Origin of the sequence: Micromonospora sp. NPDC048887 (assembly GCF_040649715.1) — a bacterium.
Lineage (GTDB): Bacteria > Actinomycetota > Actinomycetes > Mycobacteriales > Micromonosporaceae > Micromonospora.
This window is the reverse complement of record NZ_JBEZGA010000001.1, coordinates 355,647-373,073: the sequence shown is the minus strand read 5'-3', so window position 1 is coordinate 373,073 and position 17,427 is coordinate 355,647. Positions and strand designations below refer to the sequence as shown.

The 17,427-nt window shown below is 73.8% G+C and carries 14 protein-coding genes; 7 read left to right on the top strand and 7 right to left on the bottom strand.

What is annotated here, in order from left to right:
* Positions 1-57 precede the first annotated feature (57 nt).
* The 4 genes from AB0C17_RS01735 to AB0C17_RS01720 all read left to right on the top strand — a co-directional run bounded on the left by AB0C17_RS01735 (position 58) and on the right by AB0C17_RS01720 (position 5,117).
* Positions 58-1,017 (top strand): phosphate acyltransferase PlsX, encoded by a 960-nt coding sequence (locus tag AB0C17_RS01735; RefSeq protein ID WP_357390119.1) that lies wholly within the window; start codon positions 58-60, stop codon positions 1,015-1,017.
* Positions 1,014-1,805 (top strand): ribonuclease III, encoded by a 792-nt coding sequence (rnc, locus tag AB0C17_RS01730; RefSeq protein WP_357390103.1) that lies wholly within the window; start codon positions 1,014-1,016, stop codon positions 1,803-1,805. The genes AB0C17_RS01735 and rnc overlap by 4 nt, the downstream gene beginning before the upstream one ends.
* Positions 1,798-2,655: a bifunctional DNA-formamidopyrimidine glycosylase/DNA-(apurinic or apyrimidinic site) lyase gene (gene mutM / locus AB0C17_RS01725; protein WP_357390105.1), complete on the top strand. Its 858-nt coding sequence runs from the start codon at positions 1,798-1,800 to the stop codon at positions 2,653-2,655. The genes rnc and mutM overlap by 8 nt, the downstream gene beginning before the upstream one ends.
* Positions 2,656-2,894: 239 nt before the next feature.
* Positions 2,895-5,117 (top strand): MMPL family transporter, encoded by a 2,223-nt coding sequence (locus AB0C17_RS01720; RefSeq protein WP_357476253.1) that lies wholly within the window; start codon positions 2,895-2,897, stop codon positions 5,115-5,117.
* Between the two features lie 209 nt (positions 5,118-5,326).
* On the opposite strand, the gene AB0C17_RS01715 is transcribed toward AB0C17_RS01720, so the two are convergent.
* Together AB0C17_RS01715 and AB0C17_RS01710 are read right to left on the bottom strand one after the other, a co-directional pair.
* On the bottom strand, positions 5,327-6,196 hold the full coding sequence (locus AB0C17_RS01715; protein ID WP_357390109.1) for an endo alpha-1,4 polygalactosaminidase: 870 nt from the start codon (positions 6,194-6,196) through the stop codon (positions 5,327-5,329).
* Between the two features lie 77 nt (positions 6,197-6,273).
* A complete protein-coding gene (locus AB0C17_RS01710; protein WP_357476251.1) occupies positions 6,274-7,392 on the bottom strand; it encodes a CAP domain-containing protein in 1,119 nt (372 codons plus the stop codon).
* A gap of 373 nt (positions 7,393-7,765) precedes the next feature.
* Between AB0C17_RS01710 and AB0C17_RS01705 the strand changes: the two genes are divergently transcribed.
* From AB0C17_RS01705 to AB0C17_RS01695, 3 genes are all read left to right on the top strand, one after another.
* Positions 7,766-7,960 carry a hypothetical protein gene (locus AB0C17_RS01705; RefSeq protein WP_013284566.1) on the top strand — a complete coding sequence of 65 codons (195 nt, stop codon included), beginning with the start codon at positions 7,766-7,768 and terminating at the stop codon, positions 7,958-7,960.
* A gap of 315 nt (positions 7,961-8,275) precedes the next feature.
* Positions 8,276-11,875 (top strand): chromosome segregation protein SMC, encoded by a 3,600-nt coding sequence (gene smc / locus AB0C17_RS01700; protein WP_357467258.1) that lies wholly within the window; start codon positions 8,276-8,278, stop codon positions 11,873-11,875.
* Positions 11,872-12,489 (top strand): HAD-IA family hydrolase, encoded by a 618-nt coding sequence (locus tag AB0C17_RS01695; RefSeq protein WP_357390525.1) that lies wholly within the window; start codon positions 11,872-11,874, stop codon positions 12,487-12,489. The genes smc and AB0C17_RS01695 overlap by 4 nt, the downstream gene beginning before the upstream one ends.
* Positions 12,490-12,495: 6 nt before the next feature.
* Here AB0C17_RS01695 and AB0C17_RS01690 read toward each other — a convergent pair whose 3' ends face one another.
* The 5 genes from AB0C17_RS01690 to AB0C17_RS01670 form a co-directional block, all read right to left on the bottom strand.
* Positions 12,496-13,023, bottom strand: a complete 528-nt coding sequence (locus AB0C17_RS01690; protein ID WP_357390527.1) for a DinB family protein — start codon at positions 13,021-13,023, stop codon at positions 12,496-12,498.
* 68 nt (positions 13,024-13,091) lie between these two features.
* A complete protein-coding gene (locus AB0C17_RS01685; protein ID WP_357390529.1) occupies positions 13,092-13,580 on the bottom strand; it encodes a universal stress protein in 489 nt (162 codons plus the stop codon).
* A 2-nt stretch (positions 13,581-13,582) separates the two neighbouring features.
* A complete protein-coding gene (locus tag AB0C17_RS01680) occupies positions 13,583-15,172 on the bottom strand; it encodes an MDR family MFS transporter (protein WP_357390531.1) in 1,590 nt (529 codons plus the stop codon).
* Positions 15,173-15,275: 103 nt separating this feature from the next.
* On the bottom strand, positions 15,276-15,701 hold the full coding sequence (locus tag AB0C17_RS01675; RefSeq protein ID WP_357390533.1) for a MarR family transcriptional regulator: 426 nt from the start codon (positions 15,699-15,701) through the stop codon (positions 15,276-15,278).
* Between the two features lie 13 nt (positions 15,702-15,714).
* Positions 15,715-17,427, bottom strand: coding sequence for an alkaline phosphatase D family protein (locus tag AB0C17_RS01670; RefSeq protein ID WP_357390535.1), 1,713 nt, complete (start codon positions 17,425-17,427; stop codon positions 15,715-15,717).

Genomic DNA, 17,427 nt, shown 5'->3' with positions numbered 1-17,427 from the left:
CCCTGCGCCGCCGACCGGCTTCCGGCCGGCGGACCGTCGGAGCCGGGCACCGCGCGGATCGCCGTCGACCTCCTCGGCGGGGACGATGCTCCCGCCGTCGTGGTTGACGGCGCTCTGCGAGCGGTACGCACGGACCCCGCCCTGCACCTGATGCTCGTCGGCCCGATCGAGGTGGCCGACGAGCTGATCGGCGCGCTCGAACCGGCCCAGCGCGCCCGGGTCACGGTCCGCCCGGTGCGGACCGCCGTCGGCATGGCCGACCACCCCACCGCCGCCCGTGGCGAGAGCACGGTGCGCACCGCTGTGCAGGCCGTCCGCGACGGGCTCGCCGACGCGGTCGTCTCGGCCGGCTCGACCGGCGCCACTGTCACCGCCGCCGCGCTCGGCCTGGGCCGCTGGACCGGGATCCGCCGCCCCGCGCTCGCCGCCACGCTGCCCGCCGTCGAGGGACCTGTGGTGCTGCTCGACGTCGGCGGCACGCTCGAACCCGGCCCCGCCACGCTGGCCCGGCACGCCCTCCTCGGCGCCGCCTACGCGTCGGTGGCACACGCCGTCACCGCACCCCGCGTCGGGTTGCTCTCCGTCGGCCACGAGACCGGCAAGGGCGACCGGCTGCGCCGGGTCGCCGCGCCCGCGCTCGCCGCCGCGCCGCTGCCCTGCGACGGCCGCTACGTCGGCCTGGTCGAGGGGTACGACATCTCGCTCGGCGCCCGCGCCGACGTCGTGGTGACCGACGGCTTCACCGGAAACGTCCTGCTCAAGGCCATCGAGGGCGCGTACGCCATGGCCGGCGGCCCGCCGTCGCGCGGTGGCGCCCCGCGTGCCGCGGCCCTGCTCGGGGTGGGCGGCACCGTGGTCGTGTGCCACGGCGCGGCCGGTTCCGAGGACGTCGCCTCCGGTATCGCGCTGGCCGCCCACCTGTGGCGCCGCGACGCCGCCGGGACGGTCCGCACGCTGCTCGCCGGCATCCCGCACGATCTCGCACCTGACCGACACGACACCGAGGTAGCACCATGACCAACGACAAGCGGCGGCGTGCTCCCGTCGGCCACCTGGAGGCGGCCTTCGGGGTGTCGCTCGACCCGGAACTGCTGGAACGCGCGCTGACCCACCGCTCGTACGCGTACGAGAACGGCGGCCTGCCCACCAACGAGCGGCTGGAGTTCCTGGGCGACTCGGTCCTCGGCGTGGTGATCACCACCGCGTTGTTCCACAACCACCCCGACCTGCCCGAGGGGCAGCTGGCGAAGCTGCGCGCCAGCGTGGTCAACATGCGGGCGCTCGCCGACGTGGCGCGTGGCCTGGGCCCGGACGGGCTGGGCGCGTACCTGCTGCTGGGCAAGGGCGAGGAGGCCACCGGCGGACGGGACAAGGCGAGCATCCTGGCCGACACGCTGGAGGCGCTGCTGGGCGCGATCTACCTCCAGTACGGCCTGGACACCGCGGCCATCGTCATCCACCGGCTGTTCGACCCGCTGATGGCCGAGTCGGCGGGCCGGGGCGCGGCGCTGGACTGGAAGACCAGCCTCCAGGAGCTGACCGCCGCGCTGGGGCTCGGCGTGCCCGAGTACCGGATCGAGGGCACCGGGCCGGATCACCTCAAGACGTTCACCGCCTGGGTGGTGGTCGCCGGGAACCGCTACGGCGGCGCGGAGGGACGCAGCAAGAAGGAGGCCGAGCAGCGCGCGGCCGAGTCGGCCTGGCGGACGCTGAACGAGCAGGCCGAGGCCGAGGCGGCGGCGCGGGCCGAGGCCGCGGCCCGGGACGAGGCGGCGGACGTCGAGGCGGGCGCCGGCCGTGCCTGAGCTGCCCGAGGTCGAGACCGTCCGGCAGGGGCTGGCGCAGTGGGTGATCGGCCGGCGGATCGCCGCCGTCGAGGTGCGCCACCCCCGGGCGGTTCGCCGGCACGCGCCCGGTGGCGCGCACTTCGCCGACGTGCTCGCCGGCCGGACGGTCACCGGCGTGCGGCGCCGGGGCAAGTACCTCTGGCTGCCGCTGGACAGCGGCGACGCGGTGATCGGCCACCTCGGCATGTCCGGCCAGCTGCTGTTGCAGCCGGTCGGCGCGGCCGACGAGCTGCACCTGCGGGTCCGGTTCCGGTTCGCCGACGACGGGCCGGAGCTGCGCTTCGTCGACCAGCGCACGTTCGGCGGGCTGTCCGTGTCCGCCGGTGGGGCGGAGCTGCCCGCCGAGATCGCCCACATCGCGCGCGATCCGATGGACCCGGAGTTCTCGGACGAGGCGTTCGTGGCGGCGTTGCGCCGCAGGCGTACGGAGATCAAACGCGCGTTGCTCGACCAGACGCTGATCTCCGGGGTGGGCAACATCTACGCCGACGAGGCACTGTGGCGGGCGAAGCTGCACGGCACCCGCCCGGCCGACGCGCTCACCCGTCCGGCCGCGCTGCGCCTGCTCGGGCACGTCCGGGACGTGCTCGCCGAGGCGATCAAGCAGGGCGGCACCAGCTTCGACGAGCTGTACGTCAACGTCAACGGCGAGAGCGGCTACTTCGACAGGTCGCTGAACGCGTACGGCCGGGAGGGGGAGCCCTGCCCGCGCTGCGGCGCGCCGATCCGGCGGGAGGCGTTCATGAACCGCTCCTCCTACAGCTGCCCGCGATGCCAGCCCCGGCCCAGGGGCACCCTCCGGGGATGACCCCGAGCCGGTTCGGGGTTGCACCGGTGTGCATCGCCGGACGGTCCCCGGAGACGCGCCGGAGCGTACCCGGAGATGCCCTTTTCCGCCCGGTCCGCGCGGCCGGTTCCGGCCGCTCGGACCGCTCCCGCCGGATCGGGGACGAGCGGGGGCCGTTCCCCGATGCCGGGGCCCCGCCTGCTGCCTAGCGTCATCTGGGGTCGGCACAGGGCCGGCATCAGGAGGGTGGAACCCGGGACATGGGCAGGCGACCGGTTACCGTGCGGCTGGCACGGTGGAGTGCGGAGCATCCGTGGCGCGCGATCGCGTTGTGGGTGGTCTTCGTGGCGGTGTGTTTCGTGGGCGGCAGCGCCGCCGGGCTGAACGAGGCGACCGACGAGGATCAGGCGATCGGCGAGTTCGGACAGGCACAGCTGATCGTCGACAGTGGCGGGTTCGACCGGCCGGCGACCGAGAACGTGCTGATCACCGCCCGCTCGGGCTCGCTCGACCAGGCCGCGGCGAAGGCCGCGGCGCAGGACGCGGCGGACCGGCTGCGGCAGGTCGACGGCGTGGCCTCGATCGGTACGCCGATGCCGTCGCGCGACGGCAGCGCGCTGCTGGTGCCGATCACCATGTCCGGCGACCCGGGCACCGCCGGCGACCGGGTGCAGCCGCTGCGGGACACCACCGCGAAGGTGCAGGACGCGCACCCGCGACTGCGGGTGGAGCAGGTCGGCGGCCCGTCCATCGACAAGGCGCTCGACGACACGCTCGGCAAGGACTTCAAGCGCGCCGAGCTGCTCAGCCTGCCGGTGACGCTGGCCATCCTGATCATCGCGTTCGGCGCGCTGATCGCCGCCGGGGTGCCGGTGCTGCTGGCGCTCTCCTCGGTGGCCGCGGCGATGGGTCTGTCCACACTCGCCTCGCACCTGGTGCCGGCCACCGACACCACGGCCAGCGTCATCCTGCTGATCGGCATGGCGGTCGGCGTGGACTACTCGCTGTTCTACGTGCGGCGGGAACGGGAGGAACGGGCGAAGGGCCGGTCCGGCCTGGACGCGGTGGAGATCGCGGCGGAGACCTCCGGGCACGCCGTGGTGGTCTCCGGCACCGCCGTGATCATCTCGATGGGCGGTCTGCTGCTCGCCCAGGACGCGATCTTCTCCTCGCTGGCGGTCGGCTCGATCCTGGTGGTGGCGGTCGCGGTGATCGGCTCGCTCACCGTGCTGCCGGCGCTGCTGGCGAAGCTGGGCCGCTGGGTGGACCGGCCGCGGGTGCCGCTGCTGTGGCGCCTCACCGCCCCGCGTGACGGGCGGGACGGGCAGCCGGCCCGGCCCCGGTTCTGGCCGGCGGTGCTCAAGCCGGCGCTGCGCGCGCCGGTGGCCACGCTGCTGATCTCGGTCGCGCTGCTGCTCGCGCTCGCCGCGCCCGCGCTCGGCATGAAGCTGAAGTTCCCCGGCGCGGAGGACGTGCCACGCACCACCGCCGCCATGCAGGCGTACGACCGGCTCACCGCCGCGTTCCCGAGCAACGGCACCAGCCACACGGTGGCCGTGCGGGCGCCCGCCGAGCAGGCCGACCGGGTGCGGGCCGCGCTCACCGACCTGGCCGGCCGTACCGTCGCCGACCCGCTCTTCGCGCCGGCCGAGGGGGACGGCCCGGAGATCCAGGTGTCGGCGGACCGGCGGGTGTCGGTGCTGGAGGTGGCCACGCCGCACGCCAGCCGCTCCGACGAGGCGTCCCGGTCGTTGCACGAGCTGCGCGAGGACCTGGTGCCCGCCACGCTCGGCGGCATCCCGGGCGTGGAGTACGCGGTCGGCGGCGGCGTGGCCGCCAGCGAGGACTACGCCGCACACATCTGGGCGAAGCTGCCGGTCGTCGCGGCGTTCGTGCTGGCGCTGACGTTCCTGGTGATGGCGTGGACGTTCCGGTCGGTGGTGGTGGCGCTGACCTCGATCGTGCTGAACCTGCTCTCCGCCGGCGCCGCGTACGGGCTGCTGGTGCTGGTCTTCCAGAGCACCTGGGCGGAGGGGCTGCTCGGCTTCACCTCGATGGACGCGATCGTCACCTGGCTGCCGCTGTTCCTGTTCGTGGTGCTGTTCGGACTGTCCATGGACTACCACGTCTTCGTGGTCAGCCGGATCCGCGAGGCGGTCGACCGGGGCATGCCCAACCGGGAGGCGGTGGCGCACGGCATCACCTCCTCGGCCGGTGTGGTGACCAGCGCGGCGGTGGTGATGGTGGCGGTGTTCTCCATCTTCGCCACGCTCAGCATGATCGACTTCAAGCAGCTCGGCATCGGCCTGGCGGCGGCGATCCTGCTGGACGCCACGATCATCCGCGCGGTCGTGCTGCCCTCGGTGATGACGCTGCTGGGCGACGCGAACTGGTGGGCGCCGCGCTTCATGCGCCGCCGTACCGCCGCCCCGGCGGTCGAGCCGCCGCCGGCCCCGGCACCGGAGCTGGTCGGCGCCGGCTGACCCGGCCGGCCGGGGTGGCTCGACACCCGGTCCGGCCCGTGCCGCCCGCCGAGACGGCATCCACATGTGGCGGGTATGCCTGGGAGTCATAATCATGACTCTCAGGCATACGGCTTCCGTACTTCTGCCCGGCCGGGAGGCTGCGTCGAGGCCGAGGGCAGGCCGCCGGAGGACCTGGCCACCCGCTGAGCGCGGAACACGCCGAGGCGTCACGGCAGCGCGCACGGCTCCCGCCAGGCGTCCAGTGTCCGATCCTTGCGGATCGAGGCGAAGCCGTAGCCGACCGAGGTGACGCAGAAGTCCGCCGGCTCGCCGGTGTACTCGACGTGGAAGACGGGCTTGCCGGCGTCGACGAACGGCAGCAGCTTCGCGCACTGGCGGCGGCGTACGCACTCCTGGTTGACCGCGAAGTCGAAGTCGGGGGCCAGCGCGGCCACCTGTGTCACGTCGTCGACCAGGCCGGGGGAGAGGCTCAGCTCGCGGGCCAGCCCGGCCAGCCGGCGGTTGAACAGCAGCTGGTCGTCGAAGTCCAGCGGGAAGCCGGTGCGGTGCCGGTAGCCGTCCGCGTCGGCCAGGGCCACCGCGCCGAAGCCCTTGCCGCGGCACAGCCGGAACCGGTCGGCCAGCACCGGCGCGAGCGCGTCCCAGCGCCGTACGTCCAGGAACCGGCTCCCCGGCCGCCCCGGCACCGCGGCGCCGCGCACGGCGGCGGGGAAGCGGGTGGCGTCCGGGTCATCGGCGGCGTACGTGCCGACCCGGACGTGGCAGACCAGCCGGCGGCCCCGCCCGCGCAGCGCGGCGGTCTCGGCCGAGGTGGCCGCCACCGGGTCGAGGAGGAAGACGTCGGCGTCGACAGCGACCTCCACCGGCGTGGTGAGCTGCCACTGCCACCGCCAGCTGTCGGCCTGCGCGGCCGGCCAGGGCGTCGGTGCGCCGGGCGGGGTGATCGGCCGGCGGCAGGCCGGCACCGGGACCAGCAGCAGGGCGGTCAGCGCGAGCGCCACGCCCCGGCGCGGACCACGTCGGCGGACGCGGGCCGGCCGGGGGCGCGGCACGGCCCACACCGGCCGGATCCGCATCGACAGCTCCCCGGACGCGGGCGGCCCGGCGCCGCCCCCGATGGGTCAACGAGCGTCGGGCCGGTCACGACGCGCGGTCAGCGCGGGGTGGCGAAGACCTGCGTCCAGTACGGCCCGTTGCTGCGCGCCACGCCCACCCCGATCTGGGTGTACGAGCAGTTGAGGATGTTCTTCCGGTGGCCCTCGGAGTTCATCCAGCCCTCCATGACCGCGGCCGGGGTCTGGTAGTTCCAGGCCACGTTCTCGCCCACCATGCTGTACGAGTAACCGGCGGCCTTGACCCGGTCCCAGGGCTGACTGCCGTCGCTGCCCGTGTGGTCCATCTTCTTGTGGTCGGCCTGGTCCTGGCTGTGCCGCTGGGCGGCCAGGTTCAGCTTGGCGTTCACGGTCAGTGCCTTGCAGCCGGCCTTGGCCCGCTCCTGGTTCACGATCGTGACGACCTGCTGGAGTTCGGCGCTGAGCCCGGTCGTGGCGGCGGCCTTGGTGCCGGTGCCCCCGGTGCCGCCGCTCGACGAGCCGCCGCCCGGGGCGCTGCTGCGCTCCTGCTGCCGTGACGGCGCGGTGCTGCGGCTCGGCTTCGGCGTGGCCTTCTTCGTCGGGCTCGGCGCGGCGGTGGTCGGTACGGCGGACGGGCTGGCCGGCTCCGGGGCGAGCACGTCGGCGGGCGCCTCCTCGGTGCCCTCGGGCCCCTGCGGCGCGGCGGCCACCGGCGCGTCGGCGGAGGTGCGCTTCGTGCCCTGGTCGCCGCCGGGCAGCAGGACGGCGCCCACGCCGAGGCTCACCACGAGCGTCGCCGCGGCGGCGGCCCCGCCGATCACGAGCGGCCGGGACAGGCGCCGCTTCGGGCGCCGCCGCTCGTCGGCCGGGGTGTCGGTGGCCGGCTGCCAGGTCGCGGTGGGCTGCTCCCAGCCGCCGGCCGGCTGCTCGTGACCGTGCCAGGCGGTGGGCTGTTCCTGGCCCTGCCACACCGCCGGCTGTTGCCGGCCCTGCCACGCGGGCTGCTCGCCCTGCCACGCGGCGGTGGGCTGCTCCTCGCCGTTCCAGCGGTCGCGGGGCGGCTGCTGTGCACCGTCGCCGAACAGGTACGACGACCGCGGCTCGGGCCGGTCGCTGAGCCACGCCGGACCCTCGTCGGTCGGCTGCTCGGGGCGTCGGGCGGTGCCCTCCGGGTCGATCGGGTCGTTCCAGCGGTACACGCCTGTCCCCTCCACGGGTCGGTTGCGGGCCGGGGTGACGCTACGGGCGCGTCCGGAGCTGCGGCAACGTGGCTAAGAAAGAGTTAAGGCGAAGCGGGCTCGGAGGGTGCGGCGTTCGCGCGTTCCGGGCGTACAGTAAAGGCGTCCGGACAGAGCGTGTCCGCGCCTTCTGGCAGCCCCCTGACGAGTGGACCGGCCGACGTGGAGATGATCTACGGCCTTGGTCAACTTGACGCCGGAGGGGTTTTCGGCTCAATATGTAGGTGTCGCCAGTCGCGCCCAGTCATGCCCCGATGCAACGGGAATGGCAGCCGCGAACATCATGGGCGCGCGTTGGCCGGCCTTTCCGGCAGCGCACATCAAGGAGTTCAGCATGGCGAAGGCCCTCTACGGCCACGTAAGTGCAGCGCCCGACCGGCGTCTGCTCGACGAGGTCACCCGTCTGCGTGCCAGGGTTCAGGCACTGGAGTTCGAGATCACGCGTCTGCGTGCCGACAACGATCGGCTCGCGGCGGCAGCGGCGGAGGCCGACGACCTCCTCCGTCTTGCCGAGCCCGCGCTGACCTGATCTCCAGTCGCCGGAAAACTGAATCGCACCACACCGAAAAGCGCGCCGACACTCAAGTGCCGGCGCGCAGCCATGTGCGTACCCCTTTTCGTGGTTCCCGCCGTAATTCTCGATCTTGCGAAACCGCCCGGAATTGCGCCCGGTAATTGTGATCATGCATTTCCGTTCCCTCCGCGACGGCCGGGCGGAAAACGGACACCGCGGGCGTCGGGTGGGTCGCGTCGCGGCGACGTCGCGGTCCCGGGTTAGTCTGCGGGTTCACCAGGTCCGCGCAGCCGGCGACGGTACGGCGGCCACCGGACGAGGATCGAGAAGGTGCATCTCAAGAGCCTGACGGTGAAGGGCTTCAAGTCCTTCGCCTCTGCCACGACGTTGAAGCTGGAGCCCGGGATCACCTGCGTGGTGGGCCCGAACGGCTCCGGCAAGTCCAACGTCGTCGACGCCATCGCCTGGGTGCTCGGCGAGCAGGGCGCGAAGGCGCTGCGTGGCGGCAAGATGGAGGACGTCATCTTCGCCGGCACCGCCGGGCGGGCGCCGCTGGGCCGGGCCGAGGTCACCCTCACCATCGACAACACCGACGGCGCGCTGCCGATCGAGTACACCGAGGTCTCCATCACCCGCCGGATGTTCCGGTCCGGCGAGAGCGAGTACGAGATCAACGGCGACTCCTGCCGCCTGCTGGACATCCAGGAGTTGCTGTCCGACTCCGGCATCGGCCGCGAGATGCACATCATCGTCGGGCAGGGCCGGCTCGACGGCATGCTGCACGCCAAGCCGGAGGACCGGCGGGCGTTCATCGAGGAGGCGGCGGGCGTCCTCAAGCACCGCAAGCGCAAGGAGAAGGCGCTGCGGAAGCTCGACGCGATGCAAGTGAATCTCAACCGCCTGACCGACCTCACCGCCGAGCTGCGCCGCCAGCTCAAGCCGCTGGGCCGGCAGGCCGAGGTGGCCCGCCGCGCCGCCGCGATCCAGGCCAACCTGCGCGACGCCCGGCTGCGGCTGCTCGCCGACGACCTGCACACGCTGCGGACCACGCTGGACAAGGAGATCGCCGACGAGACCGCGCTGCGCGAGCGGCGCGAGCTGATCGAGGCCGAGCACGGCGAGGTGCAGGGCCGCCTCGGCGAGCTGGAGGCGGCGCTGGCCGAGGACGCCCCGCTGCTCGCGGCGGCGCAGGACACCTGGTACCGCCTCTCCGCGCTCCAGGAGCGGTTCCGCTCGATCGAGCAGTTGGCCCGGGAGCGGCTGCGTCATCTCAGCGCCGCCGGCGACGACGAGCGCCCCGGGCGCGACCCGGAGCAGCTGGAGGCGGAGTCGCGGCGGATCCGCGAGCAGGAGGAGGAACTGCGCGCCGCGCTCACCGAGGACCAGATCCGCCTGGCCGAGGCGGTCGAGCACCGACAGGAGCTGGAACGCCAGCTCGCCGCCGCAGAGCGGGAGCTGGTCGCCGCCGCGAAGGCGATCGCCGACCGGCGCGAAGGGCTGGCCCGCCTCACCGGCCAGGTCAACTCCGCCCGCGCGCGGACCACGAGCGCCGGTGAGGAGATCGAACGGCTCGCCGCCGCGCACACCGACGCGCTGGGCCGCGCCGAGAAGGCGCAGGCCGACCTGGACGCGGTCGCCGAGCAGTCCACAGAGGCCGACCGGGACAACGCCGACCTGGACGCCCGGCACGACGAGGCGGTGGCCGTGCACGAGCGGGCCCAGGCGGCGGTGCGCAGCCTGACCGACGGGGAGCGCGCCGCCGAGAAGGACGCCGCCACCTGGAAGGCCCGCGAGGAGGCGCTCGCCATGGGCCTGCGCCGCAAGGACGGTGCCGGTGAGCTGCTGGCCCGCGCCGACCAGGTGCCCGGCCTGCTCGGCAGCCTCGCCGGGCTGCTCACCGTCGCCCCCGGCGACGAGGCGGCGCTCGCCGCCGCGCTGGGCGGCCTGGCCGACGCGGTGGCGGTCAGCGGCGTGGACGAGGCGGTCGAGGCGATGCGGCTGCTCAAGATCTCCGACGCCGGGCGGGCCGGGCTGCTCGTCGGCAGCCCCGCCGGACCGGGCATGGACGGCTCCGCCGACGCGCTGCGCCCGAAGCTGCCCGAGGGCACCCGCTGGGCCCCCGACCTGGTGGAGTGCTCGGCCGCGATCCGCCCCGCCGTGCACCGGGCGCTGCGCGACGTGGCGCTCGTCGACGACCTGGCCGCCGCGTCCGCGCTCGTCGCGGCGAACCCGGAGCTGCGCGCGGTCACCCCGGACGGCGACGTGGTCGGCGCGTACGCGGCTGCGGGCGGGTCGGCCAAGGCGCCCAGCTTCATCGAGGTGCAGGCCGCCGTCGAGGAGGCGCGGGCCAACCGGGCCACCGCCGAACGCACCGCCGCCGAGCTGCGGGAGCAACTGGCCGAGGCGCGCGCCGAGGTGGCCACCGCCAAGGAGGCCGTGCAGCACGCCGCCGCCGCCAAGCGGGAGGCGGAGAGCCACCGCAACGCCGCCGCGCGCCGCCTCGCCGAACTGGGCGCCGCCGCCCGCTCGGCCAAGGCGGAGACCGACCGGCTGGGCGAGTCCCGTTCCCGCGCCGAGGCGGCCCGGGAACGGGATCTCGCCGCGCTCGCCGAGCTGGAGGAACGGCTGCGGCTGGCCGAGGCGACCCCGATCGACGCCGAACCGTCCACCGAGGAACGCGACCAGCTCGCCGCCATGGTGCCGCAGGCGCGGCAGAACGAGATGGAGGTCCGGCTCGCCGTGCGTACCGCCGAGGAGCGGGTGGCCTCGATCGCCGGGCGGGCCGACTCGCTGGCCCGGCAGGCCACCGCCGAGCGGGCGGCGCGGGAGCGCGCCGCCGCCCGCCGCGCGGCCCGCACCCGCGGGGCCCAGATCGCCCGGGCCGTGGTCGGCGGCGCCCGGGAGGCGCTGAGCCGGCTCACCGTCTCGATCGCCCGGGCCGAGGAGCACCGCGACGCCGTCGCCCGCGAACGCGCCGCCCGCGAGGCCGAGCTGTCCGAGGTACGCGGCGCGGCCAAGCGCCTCGCCGCCGAGCTGGAACGGCTCACCAGCCAGGTGCACCGTGACGAGGTGGCCCGCGCCGAGCAGCGGATGCGCATCGAGCAGTTGGAGGCGAAGGCCGCCGAGGACTTCGGCCTCGACGTGGCCACGCTCGTCGCCGAGTACGGCCCGGACCGGCCGGTCCCGCCCACCGACGCGGACGTGGCGCTGGCCGAGAAAGACGGCCGTCCGGTGCCGGACCCGGTGCGCTACGAGCGCCCGGTGCAGGAGAAGCGGGCCGCGAAGGCGGAGCGGGAACTCGCCCTGCTGGGCAAGGTGAACCCGCTGGCGCTGGAGGAGTTCGCCGCGCTGGAGGAGCGCTTCAAGTTCCTCTCCGAGCAGCTGGAGGATCTCAAGGCGACCCGGCGCGACCTGCTCACCGTGGTCAAGGACGTGGACGACCGGATCCTCGAGGTCTTCGCCAGCGCGTTCGAGGACACGGCCCGGGAGTTCGAGCAGGTCTTCACGGTGCTGTTCCCCGGCGGCGAGGGCCGGCTGGTGCTCACCGACCCGGAGGACCTGCTCACCACCGGTGTCGAGGTCGAGGCCCGTCCGCCGGGCAAGAAGATCAAGCGGCTCTCGCTGCTCTCCGGCGGGGAGCGGTCGCTCACCGCGGTGGCGATGCTCGTGGCGATCTTCCGCGCTCGGCCCAGCCCGTTCTACATCATGGACGAGGTGGAGGCGGCGCTCGACGACGTGAACCTGGGCCGCCTGATCACGCTGCTGGCACAGTTGCGGGAGAAGAGCCAGCTGATCGTGATCACGCACCAGAAGCGGACCATGGAGATCGCCGACGCGCTCTACGGGGTGACCATGCGCGCCGGCGTGACCCAGGTGATCAGCCAGCGGCTCAACCGGGCCGACGACGAGGAACAGGTGACGAGCGAGTGAGTCGGGAACGCGCCACGGCGCTCCTGGTGGACTTCGACGGCGTGCTGCGCCGCTGGGATCCGGCGGTGGCCGCCGGCGTCGAGCGGGAGTACGGGCTGACCGAGGGGGTCCTCGGTGAGATCGCGATGTCCTGGGGGCTGCTCCAGCCGGTGCTGACCGGCCAGGTCAGCCACGCCCAGTGGATGGTGAGCGTGGCCGACGCGCTGACCCCCGTGGTCGGCGCGGACCGGGCCCGCGCCGCGGTCCAGGAGTGGCAGAGCTACCGCGGCGAGGTCGACCCGGACGTGCTGGCGTTCATCCGCGAGGTGCGGGCGGGCGGCATCCGGGTCGGGCTGGGCACGAACGCCACCGACCTGCTCGACGCCGACCTGGCCGCGCTGGACCTGACCGGCGAGCTGGACGTGATCGTGAACTCCTCGGTCGTCGGGGTGCACAAGCCGGCCAAGGAGTACTTCCAGGCCGCCTGCGAGGCGCTGGGGACGCCGCCGGGGCGGGTGCTGTTCGTCGACGACGAGGACCGCGCGGTGGCGGGCGCCCGGGTGGCCGGCCTGTCCGCGCACCGGTGGAGCGGCCCGGCCGACCTGCGCTACCTGCGGGCGGCCCTGGCGTACTGAGCCGGGTCAGGCGCCGGTGACGCCGTCGATGCGTTCCCGGATCAGGTCGGCGTGGCCGTTGTGCCGGGCGTACTCCTCGATCATGTGGACGTACACCCAGCGGAGGCTGATCTCGTGCGTGGCGTCGCCCCGGCGGTGGTGGAAGGTGTGCTCCAGCGGCAGGCCGGCCACTGCCGCCCGGGCCGCCTCGATCTCGGCGCGCAGCGTGGCGAACGCCTCGGCCGGGTCGGCGTCGGCGACATGGTTGAGGTCCGCGTCCGGGTCGGCGTCGTAGTCGTAGAGGTCGGGCAGCTCCTGGCCGGTGGCGCGGACGCGGAACCACCAGCGCTCCACGTCGGCCATGTGCCGGACGAGGCCGAGCAGCGTCAGCCCGGAGGGCTCCACGCTTCGGGTACGCAGTTGCTCGGCGGTCAGCCCGGCACATTTGTGCACCAGGGTGTCGCGATGGTGGTCGAGCCAGCCTTCGAGCATGGTGCGCTCGTCGGCGACGTAGGGCTCGTGGCGGCGGTCGATCTCAGGAACGGTCCAGGTCATGGGCGCAGATGTTAAGAGGGGCCCCCTGTACAACGCGAGGCGTTAACGGGGGGCCCTTCCTTACACCCTCAGGGCACCACGATGACGGGCCAGCGGCCGGTACGCACCAGCCGGGTGGCGACCGAGCCGACCAGCTTGTGCCCGGCCTGCTCGGACGAGCCGACCACCACCATGTCGGCCCGGTGCTCGTCGGCGGCCCGGCACAGCTCGGTGTAGGCGTCGCCGCGCCGGCACAGGAACGTCACCGGCAGGTCCAGTTCCTCGGCCCCGCGCCGGCACTCGGCGCGCAGCTCGTCGGCCAGCTCGTCGTGGGTCTGCTGGACCGCCCCGGCCACCACGCCGGAGAGCATCGCGCTGTAGGTGGCCGGCGAGCTGACGAACACCGCCACGAGCGTGGCGCCCTGCCGCCGGGCCAGTCCGGCGGCGTACGCGGCGGCACGCATCGAGGTGCGGCTGCCGTCCACGCCGACGAGCACCACCCGTGGCCCGTCCGTACCCCGTTCGTAGGGCAGCGGACGGGTCCGCGGGCCGTACCGTTCGCGTTCCGCGGCGTCCATCGTCAGTCCTTCGTTCCGGCCGGGACGGCCTCGGCCGTCTCCCGCACGGCGGGGACCGGCTCGGCGTTGCTGCGGCGCAGCGGCACCTCCCGGATGAGGACCACGGCGATCAGGGCGAGCAGCCCGAACGGGGCGGCGGCCAGGAAGATGTCACCGGCGGCGTGCCCGTACGCGGCCTCGACCACAGTGCGGACCGGGCCGGGGAGCGTGTGCACGTCCGGCAGCCCGCCGCCACCGGACCCGGAGGCCGGGACGCCGAGGCGGCTCAGGCCGTCGGCCAGGTAGCCGGTGACCCGGTGTCCGAGCACCGCGCCGAGCGCGCTCACGCCGATCGCGCCGCCGAGGCTGCGGAAGAACGCCACCACCGAGCTGGCGGCGCCCAGCTCGTCCGGGCGGACCGTGTTCTGCACGGCGAGCACCAGGTTCTGCATGCTCATGCCGACGCCGAGGCCGATCAGCGCCATGAACACGGCGAGACGCCAGTACGGGGTGTCCGCGCGCATGGTGCCCATCAGCGCGAAGCCGGCGGTGAGCAGCACCGAGCCGATGACCAGCCAGCTCTTCCAGCGGCCGGTGCTGGTGATGATCCGGCCGACCACCGTCGAGGAGACCAGCAGGCCGCCGATCATGGGCAGCGTCATCAGGCCGGACATGGTCGGGCTGGCGCCGCGGCTGATCTGGAAGTACTGCCCGAGGAACACCGAGGCGCCGAACATGCCGACGCCGACCGCGATGCTGGCGATCACGGCGAGCGTGATGGTGCGGTTGCGGAACAGGTGCGGCGGGATCATCGGCTCCGCGGCACGCGTCTCGACCCGGGCGGCGAGCACGCCGAGCACCGCCGCACCGGCCACCATCGCGCCGCTGGTCCAGGAGATCCAGTCGTACCGGTCACCGGCCAGGGTGATCCAGACCAGCAGCAGCGAGACGGCTGCGGTGATGAGCGTGGCGCCCCACCAGTCGATCTTCACCTCGCGCTTGACCACCGGCAGGCGCAGCGTCCGCTGGAGCACGATCAGTGCGAGCACGGCGAACGGCACGCCGACGTAGAAGCACCAGCGCCAGCCGAGCCAGGAGGTGTCCACGATCACGCCGCCGATCAGCGGGCCGCCGATGGTGCCGACTGCCATCACCGCGCCGAGGTAGCCGCTGTACCGGCCGCGCTCGCGCGGGGCGATCATCGTCGCCATGATCACCTGGGCGAGGGCGGTGAGGCCGCCCGCGCCGACGCCCTGCACCACCCGGCAGGCGATCAGCTCGCCTGTGGTCTGTGCCTGCCCGGCGAGCACCGAGCCCAGCACGAACACCACCAGGGAGATCTGGACCAGCAGCTTCTTGCTGAACAGGTCGGACAGCTTGCCCCAGATGGGCGTGGTCGCGGTGGTCGCGAGCAGCGTCGAGGTGACCACCCAGGTGTACGCGGACTGGCCGCCGCGCAGGTCGGTGATGATCCGTGGCAGCGCGTTGGAGACGACGGTGGAGGAGAGGATCGCGACGAACATGCCCAGCAGCAGGCCGGAGAGTGCCTCCAGGATCTGCCGGTGGGACATGTCGACGGCGGTCGCCCGCACGGGCGCGGTCGCCTGGGTCATCGTGGGTTGCCTCCGTGTGGGGAGAAGGTTGCCTCGGGCAACCGAAGTCGTTGCCTTGAGCAACAACCAGGGCCGGGCCGGGATTGTTCCCTCCCGCCGAGGGCTAGAACGACTCGTTGAAGCGGTGCATCAGCCGGGCGAAGGCCGCCACGTCCTCTTGCGGCCAGCTTTCCAGCGAACGTCGTATCTGTCCGAGTCGGGCCGCCCGGGCCGCGTCGAACCGCCGGGTGCCCTCGTCGGTCAGGCTGAGCTGGGCCGCCCGCCGGTCGGTCGGGTCCGGGTCGCGGCGGACCAGGCCCAGCGCCTCCAGACCGCCGATCTGGCGGCTGAGCGTGCCCTTGCCGATGCCCAGCTTCGCGGCCAGGTCGGTGAGCCGGATCGAGCCGGAGCGGCGCAGCCAGAGCAGCAGGCCGTACGCGTTGGGCTCCAGATTCGGGTGGACCTCGCGGGCGATCTCCCAGGACAACGCCCGGCCCCTGCGCAGCAACGCGGTCAACTCGTGCTCCACGGCGCGCAGCGTCTCGTCCACGCTCAGAGGGTACTCAGTCCCCGTCGCTGAGTTGCTGGTGCGCCACCGGCCGCAGCTCGCCGTCGCTGGTCGTGCCCTCGATCACCACGGCCGCCTTGCGCCCCTGGTGGGTCAGCGTGGCCACCGCGTTGCCGAAATAGGGCCCGGCCAGCTTCCGCCAGCGCACCGGCGGGCGGCGTACCCCGGCCGAACGCGCCAGCGCCCGGGTTGCCCCGGCCGGCCCCGGATTCCAGCCCAGCGTCATCAGCGGTCGCATGCCGGCGGGCACCTGGTTGTGGATCGGCGAACAGGTGAGCTGGTGCACGGGCGTGCGGACGTCGCGGTCGGCGAAGCGGGCCCGCGCCACGTACGAGTGGTGCACGTCGCCGGAGAGCACGCTGATCGACGCCGGTCGCGCGTACGCCGGCCCGGCGCCCACCCGCGCCCCGGTGCGCGGCGCGGTGCCGCTGCCCAGCCGCGCGAACAGCTCGCCCAGCGCCTCGAACGAGCGCCGGAACGCCGCCCAGTGCTCCAGGTCCAGGGCCCGGCGGATCTGCTCGGAGAGCCGGGCCACCCACTGACGGCTGGAGTCGGCCAGGCGCTCGTTCCACGCCTCGACGTGGTGGATACCCGGCGGCAGCAGCCACGGCAGCGAGCTGCCCACCACCAGGTGGTCGTACTCGCCGTGCGCCTGGTCGAGGAACCACGACCACTCGCCCGGCGGCAGCATCGCCCGGCTGCCGGGCAGCAGCACCCGGCTGGACCGGTTGTCCAGCATGACCAGGCGGGTGCGGCCCAGGTCCAGCGCGTAGCTCCACTGGTACTGCACGGCCCGCCAGCGCTCGGTGTCGTGCGCCAGGTCGGCCTCCTTGTCGACCCGCTCGCCGAACTCGTGCAGCACACCGGTGGCGTCCTCGGCGGCGATCACCTTCGCGTACACCGGGTCGGCGGCGATCTCGTCCGGGCTCAGGTTGCCCAGGTGCTGGTAGACCCAGTAGGAGGCGAGGCCGCTGCGGATCCGCTCGGCCCACCACGGCTGCTCGCGCATGTCCGCGCGCCACGACTGCGAGGTGTTCCAGTCGTCGATCACCTCGTGGTCATCGAAGATCATCACGCTCGGCACGGTGGAGAGCAGCCAGCGGATCTCCGGGTCGCGCCACGACTCCAGATAGAGCTTCGTGTACTCGTCGAAGCTGACCACCTGCGTCGCCGGGGCGTCCTTCGGCCGCTTCCGGCGCCGCTTGAGCAGCCGCCGCACGGTGGGCGAGGTCTCGTCCGCGTACACCTGGTCGCCGAGCAGCACCAGCAGGTCGGGCAGCACGGCCTGCTCGGGCGCGGCCATCACCCGCCGGGCGTACGCGTCCAGCGCGTCCGGCGGCAGCTTGCGCGCGGTGGAGTGCTGGGTGGTCTCCCGGCAGGAGCCGAACAGCAGGCGCACCGGCTGGTCGGCGTCGTCGAGCGCGCGGGTCCGGATCACGCTGGGCGGGAACGACGAGTCCGGCAGCGGCCACGCCACCTCGTCGTCGATCAGCACCTCGTACGTCGTGGCGCTGTCCGGGGTGAGCCCGGTCACCACGACGATCGCGTAGTGGTGGTCGTACGCGGAGAAGGTGGGCGCGCTGCCGGTGGCGCCGTCGGCCGTGCGGACGGTGACCACGGCGGGCGAGCTGGTCTCCACCCAGACGGTCGCCCGCGTGTCGACGACCCGGCGCAGCAACGGGCCGATGAGCAGGCGGGAACCGGGCAC

What these genes read in the sequence shown, in the direction of transcription:
- rnc (WP_357390103.1), top strand. Translation starts at nt 1,014, where the DNA reads ATGACCAACGACAAGCGGCGGCGTGCTCCCGTCGGCCACCTGGAGGCG.
- AB0C17_RS01720 (WP_357476253.1), top strand. Translation starts at nt 2,895, where the DNA reads ATGGGCAGGCGACCGGTTACCGTGCGGCTGGCACGGTGGAGTGCGGAG.
- AB0C17_RS01715 (WP_357390109.1), bottom strand. Translation starts at nt 6,196, where the DNA reads ATGCGGATCCGGCCGGTGTGGGCCGTGCCGCGCCCCCGGCCGGCCCGC.
- AB0C17_RS01705 (WP_013284566.1), top strand. Translation starts at nt 7,766, where the DNA reads ATGGCGAAGGCCCTCTACGGCCACGTAAGTGCAGCGCCCGACCGGCGT.
- AB0C17_RS01690 (WP_357390527.1), bottom strand. Translation starts at nt 13,023, where the DNA reads ATGACCTGGACCGTTCCTGAGATCGACCGCCGCCACGAGCCCTACGTC.
- AB0C17_RS01685 (WP_357390529.1), bottom strand. Translation starts at nt 13,580, where the DNA reads ATGGACGCCGCGGAACGCGAACGGTACGGCCCGCGGACCCGTCCGCTG.
- AB0C17_RS01680 (WP_357390531.1), bottom strand. Translation starts at nt 15,172, where the DNA reads ATGACCCAGGCGACCGCGCCCGTGCGGGCGACCGCCGTCGACATGTCC.